Genomic DNA, 20,939 nt, shown 5'->3' on the forward strand with positions numbered 1-20,939 from the left:
GGTTGCCATTTAATCAAAATGTGAAAAATTCGTTAAAAAGAAAGGTAAGCGGAAAATTGGTATGCTATAATGGATTTGATTCCAGGAGGGGTGCTATGAAGGAATATTTCAATACATTGATCAAACAACTAAAACCGATTAAAGAAAAGTTATTCAATCCAAAAACAGCAAAAATTTTTCGAATTACCTATTCTGTTGTATGGAATCTGATTTTAATTGGTATTATATGTTTTATTCTCGCTGTTTCATTAGGATTGGGGGTTGGTGCCGGATATTTCGCTTCCCTTGTCAAAGATGAATATCCTCGGTCTTATGAAGAATTAAAAAAAGATATCTATAATTATGAAGAACCGTCTGAATTATATTTTGCCAATGATGTCTTTCTCGGGCATCTTCGGTCGGATATTGTCCGGGAAGAAGTGAAGATCGATGACGTATCTGATTTTGTCAAAAAAGCTGTCATTGCAACGGAAGATCAAAATTTTAAGACCCATAACGGTGTTGTTCCTAAAGCTGTGCTACGGGCATTGTATCAAGAAGTCACCAATTCAGCCGTTCAAACCGGCGGCAGTACATTAACACAGCAACTGGTGAAAAACCAAATATTAACGAATGAAGTTTCGTTTGAAAGAAAAGCGAAGGAAATCTTGCTTGCTTTAAGAGTTGAGAAGTTTTTCAATAAGGATGAAATTTTGGAAGCATATTTAAACGTATCATCATTTGGGCGAAATTCTTCCGGACAAAATATTGCCGGAATACAGGCGGCAGCGAAAGGAATCTTTGGTGTCCCGGCAAAGGACTTAAATCTGGCGCAAGCAGCTTTTATCGCCGGTCTCCCACAAAGTCCATACGGCTACACTCCTTTTACAAATAAAGGAGAACTCAAAAGCGCAGAAGGACTGGAGCCGGGCTTAAAACGCCAAAAAGTTGTGCTAAGTCGCTTGCTCGAAATGGGGTACATCACGAAAGAACAATATGATGAAGCGGCTTCCTATGACATTGTGAAAGATTTTATCCCTCCACAAGATTCAATTATCGAGCAATATCCATATTTGATTATGGAAAGTGAAAGAAGAGCTATTGAAGTGTTAATGGGAAATTATTATAAAAAAGACGGTTACAAAAAAGAAGATATCGATAATAGTAAAATTTTATATAACCGTTATTATACACTTGCCGAAAGGGATCTTCGTCAAAACGGATATAAAATCTATACAACCATTAATAAAGATATTTATGACAAATGGCAGGAAATAACGAATCAATATAAAGAGACCGTCCCATACCAAACGGTACAAAAAAAGGATCCTGAAACAAATGAAACCATTCAAGTGAAGGAGCCGCTTGAAGTAGGCGCCATGCTAATCGAAAATAAAACCGGAAAAATTATCAGCTTTGTCGGCGGCCTTGATTATCAACGGGAAAATCTAAATCACGCAACACAAGCATTTCGTCCGAACGGATCAACCATGAAACCATTGGTCGTATACGGTCCTGCTATCAATATGGGGCTTGCCGCTCCGGGAACGGTTTTAGCGGATGTTGATCTCGGTCTGAGAGGTGATTCCGGAAAACCATGGCCGACCAACTTTTCACCGCGATATTATGGGCTAACTTCGGCAAGAACAGCATTAACCCATTCCTATAACGTGTCTGCTGTTTATTTAATGCAAAAAATCATCTCGCATGATCCGGTCCAATACTTGGAAAAACTAGGAATTAGTCGGATAACCAAAGCAGATCATACCAATTTAGCCATTGCCCTCGGCGGTATTACAAATGGCGTAACCGTGGAAGAAAATACGAATGCCTATACCGCATTTGCCAATGACGGGAAATTTATTGATGCATACATGATTGAAAAAATTGTTGATAATGACGGGAATGTCGTTTATGAACATAAAAGTGAACCGGTTGAAGTATTTTCCCCACAGGCCGCATATTTAACAATTGATATGATGCGGGATGTCGTTCGAAGTGGTACAGCCAGAGCATTGCCGAGGCAACTTAAATTTTCTGCTGATCTTGCCGGGAAAACGGGGACGACCAATGACACGGAAGATGTTTGGTTTGTCGGGCTAAATCCTAATTTCACTGCTGGTATTTGGTTCGGATTTGATCAACCGAAGACGATACCGGAAGCGTTCCGAAATAAACATTTATCACTTTGGGCAAAATTGATGAACGCTGCCTATGATGTGGCTCCGGACGTAATTGGTGTTAAAGACCGCTTTAATATGCCTGGCGGAATCGTTAAAAGAGCTTATTGCGGTGTATCCGGTCTGCTTCCATCCAATGCGTGTTCGAAAGCAGGTCTGACATTATCGGATTATTTTATCGCTGATTATGTACCAACAAAAGTTGATGATAGTTTAATTGACGGGAGATTTGTTACCATTGGTGGTCAAAAATATGTAGCACTTGATTCAACACCGAGCGAATTTACCCAGTCCGGACTGATGTTAAATCCGGATTTTGTCAAACAAGTAGCTCCAAATCTTAAAAATGTCAATCAGCTGATTCCGAGTACCGGAAATTGGTCCAACATTTTCGTTTCGACAGCAAGAATGAATGAAAACGGGAAAATCCCTGATCCATTAGGGGTATCATTATCTAATACAACGATAAGTTGGAACAGACATCCCGAAAATGATATTGTCGGTTATCGAATTTATCGAGTGACAAATGGCGGACGCGGCGAAAAAATCGCAAGTATTATTGCCGGCTCATCGCTTGCCTATCATTTGCCGGGCAACGGTCAATACGCTGTAGTAGCTGTTGATATTGCCGGTAATGAGTCTCCATTATCAAATGTGGTGACAGTTGAAAATACCAGTCCAACACCGACACAGGATTCTGCGGATGACAATTATATTGATGAAACTGCACAGGGCGGTTCCCCAGTGCAGTAAAAACGGAAAAACCCCAAGAACTTAGCATTCTCGGGGTTTTTTCATTTCCAAATTTTGATTACCTCAATAATTAATCTTCCATTGTCGAGAGATCACCTGTTGGCAAGTTCAATTCCCAAGCTTTCAGTACTCTTCTCATAATTTTTCCGCTTCGGGTTTTCGGCAATTTATCAACAAACTCAATTTGTCTCGGTGCAGCATGAGCAGCAAGACCGGTTTTGACAAATTGACGGATATCTTCTTTTAATTCATCCGATTGTGTGTATCCTTCTCTCAATGAAATAAACGCTTTAATAATTTCACCGCGAACAGGGTCCGGAATACCGATGACACCGGCTTCCCGTACAGCAGGATGCTCAACCAGTTTACTTTCAACTTCAAACGGTCCGACCCGCTCACCCGAGGTATTAATCACATCGTCAACCCGGCCTTGGAACCAGAAATAACCGTCTTCGTCCATATAAGCTGAATCTCCGGAAACATACCAGCCATTCGGGAAGAAGTAAGACTCATATTTTTCAGGATTATTCCAAATTTTCCGCATCATGGACGGCCAACCTATTTTAATGGCCAAGTTCCCCATCTGATTCGGTGGTAATTCATTGCCTTGATCATCAACAATGGCAGCAACCACTCCCGGTACCGGTTTCCCCATCGAGCCCGGACGAATATCCATGCAAGGGTAGTTACATATTAAATGGGCCCCCGTTTCTGTCATCCACCATGTATCATGAATGCGATGTCCGAATACTTTTGACCCCCAACGAATAACTTCCGGATTAAGCGGCTCTCCAACACTTAAAATATGACGTAAAGAAGTTAAATCAAACTTATTTACGACCTCATCGCCGGCACCCATTAACATCCTGAAAGAGGTTGGCGCACTATACCAGACAGTTACGCCGAAATCTTCAATCGTCTTATACCAGGCTTCCGGACTAAACCTTCCCCCAACAACTACATTCGTTGCCCCGTTTAGCCAAGGACCAAATATACCGTAAGAAGTTCCCGTTACCCAGCCGGGATCAGCAGTGCACCAATAAATATCGTCCTCTTTCAAATCAAGTACCCAATAGGCAGTCATATATTGTTGAATCATGGCATTATGGACATGCAAAACCCCTTTTGGTTTTCCTGTTGAACCGGATGTATAATGAAGTATGTAACCATCTTCACGGTCTACCCATTCAATTTCCAAATTTTTACTAGCCTCAGCCAATTTTTTATTAAAATCAACATATTTACCGTTTTCCTCAACATTTTCACCAACGATAAAAATGGTTTCCAAGTCCGGCAATTCATCTACCGGTACACGTGGTAATAATTCCGGTGTTGTCACTAAATATTTTGCACCACTGTCCAGCAGTCGGTCTCTTACTGCTCCTTCCATGAATGCCTCGAATAACGGCCCAACGATTGCACCTAATTTGATAGCTCCGAGGAAGGCAAAATAAAGTTCCGGCGAGCGCGGCATGAAGACAAATACACGATCCCCTTTTGTAACACCGTAATCTTTAAATACATTTCCGGCTTTATTCGAAAAATCCTTCATTTCTTTAAACGTATATTTTTCTAATCGACTCGCATCCCGGTAAATAAGCGCCACTTTGTTTTTGCGAAAACTCTCTGCATGACGGTCAATCGTCTCAAAAGCAATATTTACTTTCCCGGTCGAATGCCAAGAAAAATATTGTTCAGCTTCCTCCCATTTAAAGGTTTGGTACGCTTCCTCATAATTTTTTAAATTGTGTTCCCCTTTTACTGCTGATAACGTTTCCAATTTCATTAATATTCCCCCTTGCTCAAATATGCAACAAAATATCCCATATAATATATTTATTTCATAATTTTGTTAAAAATGCAAGTTTCTATTAAGCTAGTTTTCAAATATTATAATAATAGGGATAGTAAAGTGAGAAAATTCGCTCGCTTTTTGAAACCACTTTCAAGTATAATAGAATTAAATTCGTATGAGGTGATATTTTGGAACATAAGAAAACCTACTATAACAAAGAGTGGGAAACGAAAAAAGGGACTTTAATTATTGAAGGCCCTGTACCTTCAGAAACGCTTTCCAAATACCATTTTCATGAAGGTTTAGTGGCGTTTCGACCGGCTAACGAACAAAAAAAAGCGCTTGTTTCAATCGCCGCCCTCCCGGAAGGCAGAATTATTATTGCGAGAGACGGAGATACGGTAATTGGTTATGCCACCTTCCTTTATCCTGATCCATTGGAAAGATGGTCAGAGGAAAAAATGGATAATTTACTAGAATTAGGTGCGATTGAGGTTGCTGCACCATATCGAGGGATGGCTGTAGGAAAACAATTATTAATTGTTGCCATGATGGATGATTCGATGGAAGATTATATCATTATTACCACTGAATACTATTGGCATTGGGATTTGAAGGGGACAGGTCTGAATGTGTGGGAATATCGGAAAATCATGGAAAAGATGATGAATGCCGGCGGTCTTGTTTGGTTTGCCACCGATGATCCAGAAATTTGTTCCCATCCGGCAAACTGCTTGATGGTGAGAATCGGAAAACGGGTCGACCAAGCCTCGATTGAAAAATTTGATCGTCTTCGTTTCAGGAATCGGTTTATGTACTAAAGCGAAGGCTGAAGTCAGATGAAGGCGAAAAATTTTTACATGGATTGTACGAGAAACAAGGCAAGAGAGGAAAAACGGGAAATCGAGGATCGGTTAAAGGGAAGGAATGTATGCTTTGATTATAATCAAGACAAATTTTTTACATCCTAGTGGAACGTTACGTATAAGGGGGAATTCTTTTGCTTGTTGAAGAAGTGATGAAAACAAATGTATTTACATTAAAAGAAAACGATTCGATTCAATCCGCCATCTATTTGATCGAAAATAATCAAATACGGCATATTCCAATTGTTGATGAACAAAATCGTTGCATTGGGATCGTTTCCGACAGAGATATTCGTTCAGCAGTTCCGTCAATCTTTTCCAAAGGGAATGATTCGGGAATTTTCGATAAACCGATTCGTCTCATTATGACGAAAGATGTCATCACCGTACATCCGCTTGATTTTCTTGAGGAAGTAGCTGCATACTTTTATAAATATCAAATTGGTTGCCTGCCTGTTGTTCAAAACGGGAAATTAATCGGCATTATAACAGAAACCGATGTGCTTTTTACCTTTGTAAAGTTAACCGGAGCCGATCAACCTGGCTCATTCGTTGAAATCCGTATGTCCAATAAACCGGGCAATTTATCAAAAGTATTAGAGATTTTTAACAGCTTTCGCGTAAATATTGAAAGTGTCCACCTTTACCCGGATAAAAAGGAACAGGATAAAAAAATTATTGTTTTCCGGCTGAATACAATTAATCCGCTTCCAATCATTGAAAAGTTAAAAGCAGAAAAATATGAGGTTTTATGGCCAAATTTTCCGGGGATGACCTATGAAAAATAATGCTACTTTTGTGTATTCGCCGGAGTTATTGTCCTATAAATTTAATCAACATCATCCGTTCAATCAAAAAAGACTGGAGTTAACGGTTGATTTGTTGAAATCAATACAAGCGCTTTCAGATGAACAAATCGTACCGCCCCGAAAAGCGAGTGATGATGAATTACAATTAATTCATGATGAAGATTTTATCGAAGCGGTAAAAAGAGCCGGAAGACAAGAATTACCGATGGACAGGGCAAACAATTTCGGTTTAGGTACGGAGGATACACCGATTTTTCCAAATATGCATGAAGCAAGCAGTCTCATTGTCGGTGGTACGATTACGGCGGTCGATTCGATTATGGAAGGGAAAAGTGATCATGCCTTGCATCTCGGCGGTGGATTGCATCACGGATTTCGCGGGCGAGCTTCCGGTTTTTGTATATACAATGACTGTTCAATTGCCATTGCTTATTTACGGCAAAAATATAATGTAAGAGTTCTTTATATTGATACAGATGCACATCATGGGGATGGGGTTCAGTGGGCATTTTATGATGACCCTGACGTCTGTACATTATCCATTCATGAAACAGGGCGATATCTTTTCCCTGGTACGGGGCAAGTACATGAACGCGGGACCGGTCAAGGTTATGGATTTACATTCAATATCCCCTTGGATGCTTTTACTGAAGATGAATCTTGGCTGCATGCTTATAAGACATCCGTTGAAAAGGTTGTAGAATATTTTCAACCGGATATTATTGTGTCGCAAAACGGAGCTGATGCGCATTACTATGATCCATTAACGCATTTGTCAGCTTCCATCAAAATTTACCAAGAAATCCCGAAGTTAGCCCATGAAATCGCTCACAAATACTGTGATGGGAAATGGATCGCTGTTGGCGGGGGCGGCTATGATATTTGGCGAGTTGTTCCCAGAGCTTGGTCGTTTATTTGGTTAGAGATGACAAATCAACGGGATAAAGCAACTGGGAAATTGCCGGAAGATTGGTTGGAAAAATGGACCGCTCAATCACCTGTTCCTTTACCGACAGAATGGATGGACCCGGTGAATATGGTTCCGGTCATTCCAAGAAAAAAAGAGATTGAAGAAAAAAATGCACAAGTGGTTGCGATGGCTTTAAAAATTATTCAAAACAGTAAGCTGTAGGATAAAGTGAAACTTCCATCAGGGGGCGTTCTTCATCCCCACTGATGGTTAGTTGAACCAATCGGGCTCTTACGGACACTTATCTTCCTCCTTAACATCCTTGATTTCCCTTCCTGGCATCGGAGGAAGATTAGTGACCGTTTGTGCGGGAAAAAAGGCCCGATAATGATGAGTTTTTCAAAAAAATGGCATGCTCCCCACCATTCGGGCCTTTAATATTGCTGATCTTGTTCATTTCTAGTATTAGTTTCCGTCTTCTTTATCATCATAGGCAGGATCCATAATAACAATCTCGACACGGCGGTTTTTTTCCCAGTTTTCAGGACCGTCATTCGGAGCCACCGGCCTTGTGTCACTATATCCGGTTGCAATAAATCTCTCCGGCGCCATATGGTGGATATCAATAAAATAGCGAATAACACTGCTGGCTCTGGCTGATGACAATTCCCAATTGGACGGGTACTTTGCATTATGAATTGGTCGATTATCTGTATGTCCTTCCACTTTCACCACGTTAGGAATTTTTATTAACAGCGATGATACACGCTCCAAAAAAGGAACAGCATTGTCCAAGATTTCTGCCGCCCCTGATTCAAAGATGATTTGTTCAGGAAGGACAAGGACAATCCCCCGTTCCGTTCTCGTTGCAACAACAACATCCTTTAATCCGGTTTCTTGAATGTAGCCGTTTATTTCCGCTAACAATTGATCAAGACGGTCCCCTTTTTTTGGCAGTTCCTGTTCTTTATCCTTTCCGCCATCTTCTTCCTCTCCCTCAATCGTTTGATCCGAAGAAGGTTCAAGGGGAATGGCAGAAGGATAAAAATCAAATATTTGTCGTTCTTTTAATGACTTTGACAACGCTTCAAACTTTTGAATATCCACTTGGGACATGGCAAATAGCAAAATGAAGAAAACAAGGATTAAAGTAACTAAATCAGAATAGGTTACCAACCATAAGGGAGCACCTTTTCCGGAGGGTTTCGACTTTTTACGTCTCATTCTTATCCCTCCTCACCGGGATATTCTTCTGAGGTGAGTTTCAAGTCCGATTGGGAAATAAATGCCGATAATTTTTCAGTAAGCAATTTCGGATTTTGACCTGACTGGACACCAATAATCCCTTCTACAATGACTTGCTTAACAAATACTTCTTGCTCTGTTTTATCGGCTAATTTTGCCGCGAGAGGCAAGAAAAATAAATTTGCTAACAGGGAACCGTATAGAGTTGTTATAATCGCAACAGCCATACTCGGTCCGATACTATCCGGGTCGTTTAAATCGTTCAGCATAAGGATGAGTCCGATCAATGTCCCGATCATCCCCCAAGAAGGTGCATACTCACCGGCTTTTTCCAGAATGCTTCTTCCTTTTCGATGCCGTTCTTCCATGGCGGAAATTTCTGCAGTCATGATATCGATAATGATATCCGGATCAATTCCGTCGATAGCCAGAAGTATTCCTTTTTTAATAAAAGGATCATCCACTTTTTCAATTTCTACTTCCAAAGAAAGTAATCCATCTCTCCTGGCACGATCTGATAAATGAGCAAATAAATCAATTAATTTGCCGAGTTGGAAATCTTGATGCGAGAAGGCTTGTCTAATTACGACAAACATTAATTTTAATTCTTTCAACGGAAAACTGATACATAATGCCGCTGTTAATCCACCAAAAACGATAATGATAGAAGGTATATCAATAAACTTTAGAAAACCATTGACACCTTTTGAGGATATTACACCAAACGCAAACACCAAAATCCCCAAAATTATGCCAAAGGGCGTTAAAATATCAAAACGTTTCATATCCATCTCCCGCTATAAAAGGATTTTTTTTCTGTATGTAATACCGTAACAGGAAAGCTTTTTTGGATAAGCTTATCCGGACCGCTTTCCTTTTCTTTCTTCCTTTTATATCGGTACAATTCTTATTTTGTTGAGTTGCGAACTTCAATTCGATGCGGAAGAACGACTACATGATCGGTTACTTCTTCTTTATTCATATATTTCGTTAATAACCGCATGGAAACAGCACCAATATCATATAAAGGTTGAACAATAGTTGTTAATTGCGGGCGAACCATTACAGCCAACCGAGTATTATTGGCAGAAATAATTTCAATATCTTCCGGAATTTTATAACCTCTATCTTGTAGGCCGTGAACGACACCAATGGCCATTTCATCGGTACCAACACAAATGGCTGTTGGTTTTTCGTCCAGTTCCAATAATTTTTCCGCGGCTTCGATACCCGAATCATACGTATAATCGCCGTCAAATACATAATTTTCATCGTATTCAATTCCCGCTTCAGTCAATGCCCGTTTAAAACCGGCCATCTTTTTCACACCATTAATCGGTTCTTGTAACGGACCAAACACATAACCGATTTTTTTATGCCCTTTGTTAATAAAATAGGTCGTTGCATCATATGCCGCCTGTTCATAATCGATATTTACAGACGGGAGTTTCCCTGTTTCTTCAATAGATCCGGCTAACACAATCGGTACCGATGATTTTTCAAATTTTTCCACATGTTCCTTGGTTACATTGCCACTCATGAAAATAATCCCGTCCACTTGTTTTGCGAGCATCGTATTAAGTAAATGAAATTCTTTTTCTTTATTTTGGTCTGAATTACTTAAAATAATATTATAGTTGTACATCATGGCAATATCTTCAATCCCACGAGCCATTTCTGAAAAGTTTGTACTCGAAATATCGGGGATTATCACACCGACCGTTGTTGTTCGCTTACTTGCAAGACCTCTTGCCACAGCATTAGGGCGATACCCTAAACGATCAATAACTTCCATAACTTTTTTTCTTGTGGCGGGTTTCACGTTCGGATTGCCATTAACTACCCGTGATACCGTAGCCATAGACACATTTGCTTCCCTTGCCACATCATAAATTGTAATATTATTCACTTTCGACAACTCCTTTTTCCTAAATGAATTTATCCATTGTTTCGTATCATCTTTTTTATGCCGATTTCAAAAAGGCTAAGTATCCCTTTTACTTATTTTACCCTATTTAGTTTTAGAATTCTTAACTTTTCGGGTTCATAAATAATTTATTTTGGTCTGGCATTTATATCATTAAAAATCCCTTCTGTTAAAATAGACAAAAGGGATAATGTTCATTATAGCACATATTTAGCTTAAACGTATATTTTTTTAGTAAAAAAGGAATTTTTAACGAAAAATAGATATTTTTTAGTGAATGATAAGTCACTTTATATTATCCTAAAATTATGGTAAATTGCAAGTAGCAGGAACAGTTGGTGTGTAAGGCTATTTGGTAAAAGACTTTATAATATCCCTTCCTAGGTTAAGAGGTGTTTTGATGAGGGAAAATAATCAAATTTTTGCTTTAGATATCGGAACAAGATCTATAGTCGGGATCATATTAGAAAAAGCAGAACAAGCTTTTGTTGTAAAAAAAGTGGTCATGAAAGAACACAAACAAAGGGCAATGCTCGACGGTCAAATTCACGATGTTACGGCTGTTGCCCATATAATTGGTGAAGTAAAAAAAGAATTAGAAGAAGAATTCGGTCCGCTAACGAAAGCTTGTGTCGCTGCAGCAGGTCGATCGCTGAAAACGGAAGAAGCGTCGGCAACCGTTTCCATTAAAGGACGAAAGTTGGAAAAAGACGATGTTATCCACCTTGAGCTGATGGCGATCCAAAAAGCGGAACAGCAAATAAAAAATAAATTTGACGATGTGAATGCCGAGTATTTTTGTGTTGGCTATTCTGTTTTATATTATTATTTAGATGGTCAGAAGATCGGGAGTTTAATCGACCAAATTGGAAATGAGGCATCTGTTGATATTATTGCGACGTTTTTGCCGAGAATTGTCATCGATTCCTTAGCTACGGCATTGAAACGATGCAATCTCGATATTGAGGCGCTGACACTTGAGCCCATTGCAGCCATCCACGTTCTCATTCCGCCTTCGATGCGCCGGTTAAATGTTGCCCTTGTTGATATCGGAGCAGGTACATCTGATATTGCCATTACAGATCAAAGTACCATTGTCAATTATGGGATGGTTCCGGTTGCCGGAGATGAAATTACCGAAGCAATCAGTGATCAATTTTTATTAGATTTCCCGATGGCCGAAGAAGTGAAAATTCAATTAACCGATCAAGCTACGGTCACCATCAAAGATATTTTAGGTTTCGAACAAACGATGGAACGAGCGGAAATCATACAATCTATTTCCCCCGCCATTGATCATTTAGCGACAAAAATAACGGAAGAAATTTTCCGGCTCAACGGTCTCAAGTCACCCAAGGCAGTCATGTTAATTGGAGGCGGAAGTTTAACGCCCGGTCTTGATGAAAGAGTTGCTGAAAAATTAAATTTACCGAAAAACCGAGTGGCCATTCGCGGCATTGATGCCATCCAAAATTTACCACTAGAAGGCGTCGAAGTTACCGGTCCGGAAATGATTACACCGATTGGCATTGCTGTTTATGCTAAGCAAAACCCGCTTCAATTTAAAACGGTTTATGTTAACGAAATCCCTGTTCGCATGTTCGAAGTAAAAAAATTAACGGTAGGCGATTGTCTTATCCAAGCCGGTGTAAAATTAAGTCAATTGTACGGAAAACCGGGTCTCGCCAAAATCATCACTGTAAATGGCAAGGCAATGACCATCAGCGGTTCATTCGGTTCACCGCCACTATTATTAAAAAACGGGCAGGCTTGTTCTCTTGACGACTATGTTAATGATGGCGATATCATATCGGCGGAGAAAGGCAATGACGGAAAAAGTGTCGAACTAGCTTTAAAAGATTTATTGAATGATTTCAGAAAAAACATTACCTTTAATGGGGATCACTATGAAATTTTACCAACTGCAAAGGTGAACGGTCAGACCGTTACAGAAGATTATATCATTAAAGATCGGGATATAATTGAATGGCGTGAGTTAAACACAGTCCAAAATTTATTAAGTCAATTACATTTAGTACCCGAACCATTTATTTTGAAAATTAATGACCAAGAGACGACAATTCCTCAAAAATCGGATAAAGTGTTGAAAAATGGAAAAGAGGTCCCGTTGAATACCCCGTTTGCTGACAAGGACGTAATTGAGTTTATTCAAGCTGCTCCCCCGACTGTGGAAGAACTTGCATTTCTACTAAATTGGCAATTGGAGACATCTTTACCGATTACATTTAACGGGAAAGATGTCCTGTTAAAGAAAAAAATAACCGTCATTAAACGGGACGGGATAGAACTGGAAAAAACGAGCCGCATTTATAACAAAGATTCTTTGATTGTCGAGCATATTACTTATAAACCATTTATTTTTCAAGACGTATTTCGTTTTGCCGATTTCGAACTGCCGTCGAACCCAAATGGTGACTACCTTATTTTAAAAAACGGCGAACAAGCGACTTTTATCGAGGAACTGGAACCGGGAGATCAATTGGAAATTAAATGGTTGGCAAAACATAGTAATGAATAAAGTGAAACTTCCATCAGTGGGGTTCTTCCCACTGATGGTTAGTTGAACCAATCGGGCACTTACGGGCACTTATCTTCCTCCTTTACATCTTTGATTCCACTTAAGACTTAGGAGGAAGATTTAGTGACCGTTTGTGCGGGATAAAGTGAAACTTCCATCAGGGGGATTCTTCCCACTGATGGTTAGTTGAACCAATCGGACCTTTGCGGGTAGTTGATCGCCCCACCCACCATTTTTGTCAACTCGAAAGTCTTTTCGATGAGGTCTACTGGCCGTTTAGGTGGGGTACTTATTTCCACTGATGCCTTTATAAATCCCCTTCTTGAACTTGTTTTAACGGTCGTTCTGCCGGTCCTTCCACAACATCTCCATTGATGGCAAAGCGGGATCCGTGGCAAGGGCAGTCCCAAGTTTTTTCACCGCTGTTCCACTTGACTTCGCAACCCATATGTGTACAGGTGGAATCGACCAAAAACAGCTTTCCATTCTTATCTTTATAGGCACCGCAGCGTTTCCCGTCAACTTGAACGATGGCACCTTCCTCATTTTTTAAATCATCCACTTTTTTCGTCGGCTTTTTCAACTTCCCCTTTACTAAATGTTTAGCAACATCGACATTTGTTTGAATGACTCGTTTTACAGAAGGATCGGTGACAAATCTTGACGGCACGTACAAGGTCTCATACGGATTTTCCTTATCTAAAATCAAGTCGCGAAAAAGGAGTGCTGCGACATGGCTATGAGTCATTCCCCATTTACGAAATCCGGTCGCCACTAATATGTTCCGATTCGAATCCGTCAGATAACCGATGAACGGGACTTTATCGAGGGTCGAGTAATCCTGAGCACTCCAGCGATAGACAAATTCCTTCACTTTACGTGTTTTCCGCGTAGGTTTGTAAGTTTTGATAATGTTTATCTGTTGATTCTCCTTGTCCGGTTTTATGATGATCACCGCTGATAATGATGAGTTTCTCATTTTGGTATGGTGTGTAGCGGATTGATCTCGTCGGTTTTTCGGCATTGATATACATACCGCCCGGAAAGTCATCTTCTACTAATGCTCCGACAACATAGGAACGTTCCGCATACATTCTGGCAAAATAAAAACCTTCATCATGGAATGGAAAATGCGAGCAACTTAACACATATTTACAAGTGATCGTATGACCATCTTTTAACAATACTTTTGGAGCTTCACCCATCTCTACTTTCGAAGCAACGGTTTGCTCGTAAATGAGACAACCGGCTTGTTTTAACACTTCAACAAGTACACGCAAATATTTTAACGGATGAAATTGGGCTTGTTCCGGCATGATTAAGGCTTGCTTTACCTTGAACGGCAACGCGGTTTCTTCAACTAATTTTCCGGGAATCCCTAATTTTTCATAGGCTTTCATTTCTTTTTTCAATTGACTGGCCGTTTCGTCATTTTCGGTAAAAACATAGGCATCCTCTATCTTTAAATCACATTCAATCTGATGCTTTTCAATTAAACTTTTGGCAAACTCCATCGCTTCTTTATTCGCCTGATAATAAAGCCTAGCCTTTTCTTCACCAAAATGGCTGATTAGTTCATCATAAAACAAACCGTGTTGCACAGTTAGTTTTGCTGTCGTGTTTCCGGTTGTGCCGGTCATTAACCGGTCCGCTTCGACAAGAGCGACTTTTAAACCTTCTTGGGTTAATAAATACGCCGAAGTAACTCCGGTAATACCGCCACCGATAATTGCTACATCGACTTCTATATCTTCGTTTATGGAAGGGAACGCAGGAAACTGCACACTATCCTGCCAATAAGAGGTCGGATTTTGCGGAAGTTGTTTGCTCATTTAAGTATTCTCTCCTTTGAAAGGTATCTTCCATTATTTTTCCCATTCAAAGGAGAGGATATTCATCAGCATGCTCAACTTTGCTCCCCCCTTGAAAAAATTCCTTGAGGTTTTACGGTCAAAATAATAACAAGTAAGATAAACGCTATTAAATCTTTATAATCATTTGATATATAAGTTGCACCGATACTCTCGGTAAATCCGAGAATATACCCGCCGAGAATCGCCCCGGGAACACTTCCCATCCCGCCAATAATGATAATGACGAATGCTTTTAAAATAACGAGGTGACCCATTGAAGGAAAAACAAGGTTAATCGGTGCTGTCAATGATGAGCCAATGGCTGCAAGAGCGCCGGCAATGAAAAATGTCAACATAGTTACCCGATTGGTATTAATGCCCACTAGTGATGCCCCCTCGCGATTTTGAGCCATTGCAATAATACTTGCACCGATAAATGTTTTTCTTAAAAAGATGGTTAATAAGATCATCACCGTTACCGCTGTGATAACAATGATTAGCCGTTGGAAAGTTACTGTGAGTCCAAATACATTTATGACATTAAACTGTATTTTTTCAACTCTTCTCTGGCAATGGTACGGCGATGGACTTCATCCGGTCCGTCAGCAAGTCTGAGTGTCCGGATATTGGCATACATTGCAGCAAGTGGTGTATCCTGGCTGACACCGGCTGCTCCGAAAGCTTGAATGGCTCGGTCGATCACTTTTAATGCCATATTTGGGGCAACTACTTTAATCATGGCAATTTCTGCTTTAGCTGCTTTATTGCCAACCGTATCCATCATGTATGCTGCTTTTAAAGTCAACAATCTTGCTTGCTCAATTTCCATTCTTGCGTTGGCAATCCATTCTTGTATTACCCCTTGGTCCGCCAATTTTTTTCCAAATGTTTCCCGTTCCCTGATACGTTTGACCATGAGTTCCAACGCTCTTTCCGCGGCACCGATCGTCCGCATACAATGATGAATTCTCCCCGGTCCAAGCCGCCCTTGAGCAATTTCGAATCCTCTTCCTTCACCTAATAATATATTCGTTGCGGGAACGCGAACGTTTTTAAATTCAATTTCCGCATGACCATGTGGGGCGTGGTCATAGCCAAAAACAGTTAACACTCGCTTGACGGTAACTCCGGGTGTATCCAGCGGGACGAGAATCATCGACTGCTGTTTATGTTTCGGCGCAGTTGGGTCACTTTTCCCCATAACGATGGCGATTTTGCACCTTGGGTCACCTGCACCGGATGACCACCATTTCGTTCCGTTAATAACATAATGGTCCCCATTGCGAACAATACTTGCTTGGATATTTGTCGCATCGGATGAAGCAACATCCGGTTCGGTCATGGAAAAACAAGAACGGATTTCCCCGTTTAAAAGTGGTTTTAGCCATTGTTCCTGCTGTGCTTCTGTTCCGTATCGGACAAGCACTTCCATATTACCGGTATCCGGTGCCGAGCAATTGAATACTTCCGGTGCAATTGGCGACCTTCCCATAATTTCACAGAGCGGGGCATATTCAAGATTTGATAATCCGGCACCATACTTACTATCCGGTAAAAATAAATTCCATAATTCTCGTTCTTTCGCTTTTTGCTTCAATTCCTCCATTATCGGTGGAACAGTCGCAAAACGGTCATATTCATTTAATTGCTCTTCATAAACTTTTTCATTTGGATAAATAAATTCATCCATAAATTCTGTTAATCTTTTCTGAAATTCTTGCACTCTCTCGGAATACATAAAATCCACCCGACTCACCTCCGCTTTCATTTCAATCGTATTTGGAAGAAAGCCGGACGTTGGAACCTTTTATCCGGCTCTTCATACGAAAATCAAACGACAATTTTTAAGCTTGCCTATTTGCCGATCGTTTCAACAGAAATCATACTGCATCATATAGCCTAAAATGAACGCTTCCCTTGACAACCTCTTGGCCTTTTTCTTTAACAGCTTTAACATTGAAAAACAGATCATTTCCGCTCGTTTCTGCTAACTCCGCTTTTAATGTCAATACATCATCAAGAAAAACCATTCCTGCAAAGCGAACTTTATATTCCTTGATAAAACCTTTTTCTAAAAAAGGTGTGAATAGTTTGCCTAAGTTTCCCATCGTCCACATACCATGTGCAATGATACCCGGTAACCCTGCTTTTTTTGCTTCCTCATCAATCGTATGAATCGGGTTGAAGTCACCGGAAGCTCCGGCATATTTAATTAAATCCAGTCTTGATACCGGGGCTAATGTCACTTTCAAGGTTTCTCCGGGTTTAAATTCTGTCATTGTTTTCACACATTTATCCCCTTTCGTACGGCTTCTGTAATAATAACATTTTGGATTTCAGTAAAAATGATATTACCTTTTGCATCCTCGCCCACTCGTTTGATGACCACAAAACCCATGTCGCCACTTTTTCCCTTCCTTTCATAATAGTCCTGAATAATCGTATAACAATATACCTCTTCACCGACAAGGAGCGGACGTTCATATTGATACGTTTCTTCGCCATGAATTAACCCTTTCATTGGAAGATCGACTCCTTCCAATACGCCATAGTCGAATACCCTTGGGAATGTGGGCGGCGCGATATTCACGCCATACTTTGACTTTTCCCCGTATGTTTCATCGACAAAAATTGGATGCAAATCACCGATTGATTCAGCAAACCGTTTCACGAGTAATCGATCAACGGTATTTTTCACTTTGTTTGATGTCTTGCCAATCCATTCTTTTGACATACTTTTTCCCCCTTATGCTTTTGGTCCGCCGGCAACATACAGGACTTGACCGTTTACGAAAGATGATTTTTCATCGGCAAAAAACGCGACAGCATTGGCAATATCTTCCGGTTTCCCGCCTCTTTGGACCGGAATTTCTGCGGCTGCTGCTTTCACAAACTCATCAAACGGTACCCCGATTCGTTCGGCAGTAGCTTTTGTCATTTCTGTTTGAATAAATCCCGGCGCAACTGCATTAGTTGTAATCCCATATTTTCCCAGCTCAATGGCCAATGTTTTTGTAAACCCTTGTAAACCTGCTTTTGCCGTGGCATAGTTGGCTTGACCTCGGTTACCGAGAGCAGATGTGGATGATATATTTATGATTCTCCCATACTTTCTTTCTACCATATATTTTTGTGCCGCCCGTGCCGCATTGAATGACCCTTTCAAATGAACATCCATCACTTGTTGCCAATCGTCGTCCGTCATTTTAAATAGTAAATTGTCACGGATAATTCCGGCATTGTTAACAAGAATATCGAGCGACCCGTACTTTTCGACAACTTCTTGCATGGCAGTTTCTACTTCATTGGCGTTGACGACATTAGCTGCCTTTGTATAAATATCGAATCCCGATTGAGCAAATTCACTGGCTGTTTCATTCAATGCTTCCTGATTTATATCAATAATGGCTACTTTAGCACCTTCCTCCAAGAAAAGTTTTGCTATTCCTTTTCCGATGCCGCGGCTGCCTCCTGTAACAAATACCACTCTTCCTTCAAAACGTTTACTCATATTTTCGACCTCCAATTGAATTTTATTGTTTCCAGCTCTTTTTACCGACTAATCATTGTCTCAAATAAAATCCCCGATATGAACATGACCTTTTAATAGATTCCGAGAAATAATCATACGCTGGATTTCATCCGTACCGTCGTAAATGCGCCATAATCTTGCTTCCCGGTACCAACGTTCAATCGGCAACTCCTTCGTATAGCCCATACCGCCATGAATTTGTAAAACTCGGTCAACTACCCGATTTCCCATATTTGACCCGTATAATTTTGCCATTGAAGCTAAATGGCGGTTATCTTCTCCTTGATCAAGGGTAAAAGCAGCGTTTAACACCAACCATCTGGCCGCTTCAATTTCCACGGCGGAATCGGCAATCATCCATTGAATGGCTTGACGTTCGGCAATCGGCTTTCCGAAAGTGACCCGTTCTTTTGCATAATCAATTGCCATTTGTAATAATCGTTCTGCCGCACCGACTGCCCGGGCACCGACAATCCATCTGGCAAAACCGATCCATTCCAAACCAAGTTTATAGCCACCATGCAATTCTCCCAAAATATTTTCTTCCGGTACGCGGACATTTTCAAAAATTAAACTGGCCGGTCCCCATTCGCCCATTGTGTGAATATATTCCGAGCGCCAGCCCATATCACGGTCGACGATAAAACAGGTAACCCCTTCTCTTCCTGTTTTTGCATGCCTTTCTTTATCGGTAATGGCAATGACCATAACAAAATCGGCTTCGTTCCCACCGGTAATAAATGTTTTTTCCCCGTTTAAAACCCATTCGTCCCCGTCTTTTACCGCAGTCATTTTTATATTTCTTGTGTCACTGCCGGCACCCGGTTCTGTCATGGCAAAACAAGATTTTTTCTCTCCGTTAATTGTCGGGATTAAATATTTCTTTTTTTGTTCCTCGTTACAATAGTAAAGAATATTATCAGCTGAACCGCCGAAACTGAATGGAACAAACGTTTTTGAAATCTCCATGGTAACGATTGCCTGCATCATTTGGCCGAGGTCAGCCCCGCCATATTCACTAGGTGTATTAATTCCCCAAAATCCTGCATTTTTCGCTTTAAGTTGAAGTTCTTTTACTTTTTCTTGCGGCAAGCTTGGTCTTCCTTCCCGCTCATTTCTTAGCACATCATTTTCCAATGGGATTAGTTCTTTTTCGACAAATTTACGAATCGTTTCTTGAACCATTTTTTGTTCTTCCGTAAGACGTAAATGCATAAAAAATCTCTCCTTTATTAAAATTTATGGCGTCTGTAAAAACGATCGCTCTATACTTTTACAGGCTGCTCTTTAAAACTTGTTTTTGGCAATTCTTTAATAAAGTCTGCCGATAAGCTTTTCAGTGCCGATTATTTATGGACTCTAAAGCAACTCAATCATCATCGCCATGCCTTGCCCCCCGCCAACACACAATGTAGCGATACCAAATTGTTGTTGCCGTTTTATCATCTCATAGAGAAGGGTCGTTAGGATTCTAGCACCGGTTGCCCCGACCGGATGTCCCAAGGCAATCGCACCACCGTTTACATTTACCTTTTCATAATCAAGGGATAGTTCACGAATACATGCCAATGCTTGTGAGGCAAAAGCTTCATTCAGTTCAAAAAGATCAATATCTTGAATGGATTTGTTTTGTTTAGCTAACAACCTTTTCACTGCGGGAACCGGTCCAATTCCCATAATTTCAGGAGACACACCGGAAACAGCCCAATCGACAATTTTGGCTAACGGTTTTAACCCTAATTCTTGAGCTTTTTGCCGCTTCATCATGACAAGCGCCGCTGCACCGTCATTCCTACCGCATGCGTTTCCCGCTGTCACAGTCCCGTTTGGTTTAAAAGCCGGTTTTAATGTTGCCAACTTATCCAAGGTTGTCGTGAATCTTGGATGTTCATCTTGAGTGAACTGAAAGGACTCTTTTTTCCGGTTCACTTGTACAGGAATTATTTCTTCTTGGAAGCGCCCTTTCATAATTGCCGCTTTTGCCCGCTTCTGGCTCTCAAGGGCAAAAATATCTTGGTCTTCTCTGGAAATCTTGTATGTTTCCGCCACATTTTCAGCGGTCATCCCCATGCCAAGGTTAGCACCATAAATCTCTGTTGGTTGCTGGCCCGCTTCTGTATTGGAATCTACTAAATAAGGTGTTTCATCGCCAAATCGGGCGCCACGGAGATAAATCGGCGAACGGCTCATACTTTCTGTTCCACCGGCAACGACAATTTCCGCATCCCCGCGAAGAATTTCTTGGACGCCGGATGCAACAGCCTGCATTCCCGAAGCACAAAGACGATTAACTGTAAATGCAGGAGTCGTCTCGGGAAGCCCAGCCCTAAGTGCTGCTACCCTGGCAACATTTGATGATTCGGTTGTTTGACGGACTTCTCCCATAATGACTTCATCTATTTGATCCGGTTGGATACTTGCTCGATTGATTGCTTCCTCAATGACGAGTGCGGCCAGATGTCCGGAGCTGATATTTTTGAGAGAGCCACCAAAAGTACCAATCGGCGTCCTGACAGCGCTTACAATAACAACTTCTTCGTTCCCCATTTAC

15 protein-coding genes and 2 pseudogenes are annotated in these 20,939 nt (G+C 40.8%); 5 read left to right on the forward strand and 12 right to left on the reverse strand.

Annotated features, from left to right (window positions below):
• Positions 1 to 95: 95 nt before the first annotated feature.
• Positions 96 to 2,912 (forward strand): transglycosylase domain-containing protein, encoded by a 2,817-nt coding sequence (locus tag BT1A1_RS12440; RefSeq protein WP_051989129.1) that lies wholly within the window; start codon positions 96 to 98, stop codon positions 2,910 to 2,912.
• Positions 2,913 to 2,982: 70 nt separating this feature from the next.
• On the opposite strand, the gene acsA is transcribed toward BT1A1_RS12440, so the two are convergent.
• The gene (acsA, locus tag BT1A1_RS12445) at positions 2,983 to 4,698 is read right to left on the reverse strand and encodes an acetate--CoA ligase (RefSeq protein WP_034771795.1); all 1,716 of its coding nucleotides are present in this window, start codon (positions 4,696 to 4,698) and stop codon (positions 2,983 to 2,985) included.
• A 197-nt stretch (positions 4,699 to 4,895) separates the two neighbouring features.
• Between acsA and BT1A1_RS12450 the strand changes: the two genes are divergently transcribed.
• From BT1A1_RS12450 to BT1A1_RS12460, 3 genes are all read left to right on the forward strand, one after another.
• On the forward strand, positions 4,896 to 5,528 hold the full coding sequence (locus BT1A1_RS12450) for a GNAT family N-acetyltransferase (protein ID WP_034771797.1): 633 nt from the start codon (positions 4,896 to 4,898) through the stop codon (positions 5,526 to 5,528).
• A gap of 179 nt (positions 5,529 to 5,707) precedes the next feature.
• Complete coding sequence (locus BT1A1_RS12455; RefSeq protein WP_034771799.1) at positions 5,708 to 6,361, forward strand: CBS and ACT domain-containing protein; 654 nt, start codon at positions 5,708 to 5,710, stop codon at positions 6,359 to 6,361.
• Entirely contained in the window at positions 6,351 to 7,514 is a 1,164-nt protein-coding gene (locus BT1A1_RS12460) for an acetoin utilization protein AcuC (RefSeq protein WP_034771801.1), read from the forward strand. Before BT1A1_RS12455 ends, BT1A1_RS12460 begins: the two co-directional genes overlap by 11 nt.
• A 243-nt stretch (positions 7,515 to 7,757) precedes the next feature.
• Here BT1A1_RS12460 and motS read toward each other — a convergent pair whose 3' ends face one another.
• The 3 genes from motS to ccpA form a co-directional block, all read right to left on the reverse strand.
• Positions 7,758 to 8,516, reverse strand: a complete 759-nt coding sequence (motS, locus tag BT1A1_RS12465; protein ID WP_034771803.1) for a flagellar motor protein MotS — start codon at positions 8,514 to 8,516, stop codon at positions 7,758 to 7,760.
• Between the two features lie 2 nt (positions 8,517 to 8,518).
• Positions 8,519 to 9,322 (reverse strand): flagellar motor protein MotP, encoded by an 804-nt coding sequence (gene motP, locus BT1A1_RS12470; RefSeq protein WP_034771805.1) that lies wholly within the window; start codon positions 9,320 to 9,322, stop codon positions 8,519 to 8,521.
• A gap of 122 nt (positions 9,323 to 9,444) precedes the next feature.
• A complete protein-coding gene (gene ccpA / locus BT1A1_RS12475; protein ID WP_034771806.1) occupies positions 9,445 to 10,446 on the reverse strand; it encodes a catabolite control protein A in 1,002 nt (333 codons plus the stop codon).
• Between the two features lie 418 nt (positions 10,447 to 10,864).
• Between ccpA and BT1A1_RS12480 the strand changes: the two genes are divergently transcribed.
• On the forward strand, positions 10,865 to 13,003 hold the full coding sequence (locus tag BT1A1_RS12480; RefSeq protein ID WP_034771808.1) for a cell division protein FtsA: 2,139 nt from the start codon (positions 10,865 to 10,867) through the stop codon (positions 13,001 to 13,003).
• 307 nt (positions 13,004 to 13,310) lie between these two features.
• Here BT1A1_RS12480 and BT1A1_RS12485 read toward each other — a convergent pair.
• The 8 genes and pseudogenes from BT1A1_RS12485 to BT1A1_RS12520 all read right to left on the reverse strand — a co-directional run bounded on the left by BT1A1_RS12485 (position 13,311) and on the right by BT1A1_RS12520 (position 20,935).
• Positions 13,311 to 14,835: pseudogene (locus BT1A1_RS12485) on the reverse strand (FAD-dependent oxidoreductase).
• A gap of 74 nt (positions 14,836 to 14,909) precedes the next feature.
• Positions 14,910 to 15,398, reverse strand: a pseudogene (locus BT1A1_RS12490) (branched-chain amino acid ABC transporter permease); the annotation flags it as partial.
• Complete coding sequence (locus BT1A1_RS12495) at positions 15,389 to 16,603, reverse strand: acyl-CoA dehydrogenase (protein ID WP_034771810.1); 1,215 nt, start codon at positions 16,601 to 16,603, stop codon at positions 15,389 to 15,391. The gene BT1A1_RS12495 and the pseudogene BT1A1_RS12490, both read right to left, overlap by 10 nt.
• Positions 16,604 to 16,736: 133 nt before the next feature.
• Positions 16,737 to 17,135 carry a MaoC/PaaZ C-terminal domain-containing protein gene (locus BT1A1_RS12500; RefSeq protein WP_034771838.1) on the reverse strand — a complete coding sequence of 133 codons (399 nt, stop codon included), beginning with the start codon at positions 17,133 to 17,135 and terminating at the stop codon, positions 16,737 to 16,739.
• 5 nt (positions 17,136 to 17,140) lie between these two features.
• A complete protein-coding gene (locus tag BT1A1_RS12505; protein ID WP_034771812.1) occupies positions 17,141 to 17,590 on the reverse strand; it encodes a MaoC family dehydratase N-terminal domain-containing protein in 450 nt (149 codons plus the stop codon).
• 12 nt (positions 17,591 to 17,602) lie between these two features.
• Complete coding sequence (fabG, locus tag BT1A1_RS12510) at positions 17,603 to 18,367, reverse strand: 3-oxoacyl-ACP reductase FabG (protein WP_034771814.1); 765 nt, start codon at positions 18,365 to 18,367, stop codon at positions 17,603 to 17,605.
• 60 nt (positions 18,368 to 18,427) lie between these two features.
• A complete protein-coding gene (locus tag BT1A1_RS12515; protein WP_034771820.1) occupies positions 18,428 to 19,603 on the reverse strand; it encodes an acyl-CoA dehydrogenase family protein in 1,176 nt (391 codons plus the stop codon).
• Positions 19,604 to 19,747: 144 nt separating this feature from the next.
• On the reverse strand, positions 19,748 to 20,935 hold the full coding sequence (locus BT1A1_RS12520; RefSeq protein ID WP_034771822.1) for a thiolase family protein: 1,188 nt from the start codon (positions 20,933 to 20,935) through the stop codon (positions 19,748 to 19,750).
• Between the last annotated feature and the right edge of the window lie 4 nt (positions 20,936 to 20,939).

This window comes from Caldibacillus thermoamylovorans (assembly GCF_000751775.1).
GTDB classification, from domain to species: domain Bacteria; phylum Bacillota; class Bacilli; order Bacillales; family Caldibacillaceae; genus Caldifermentibacillus; species Caldifermentibacillus hisashii.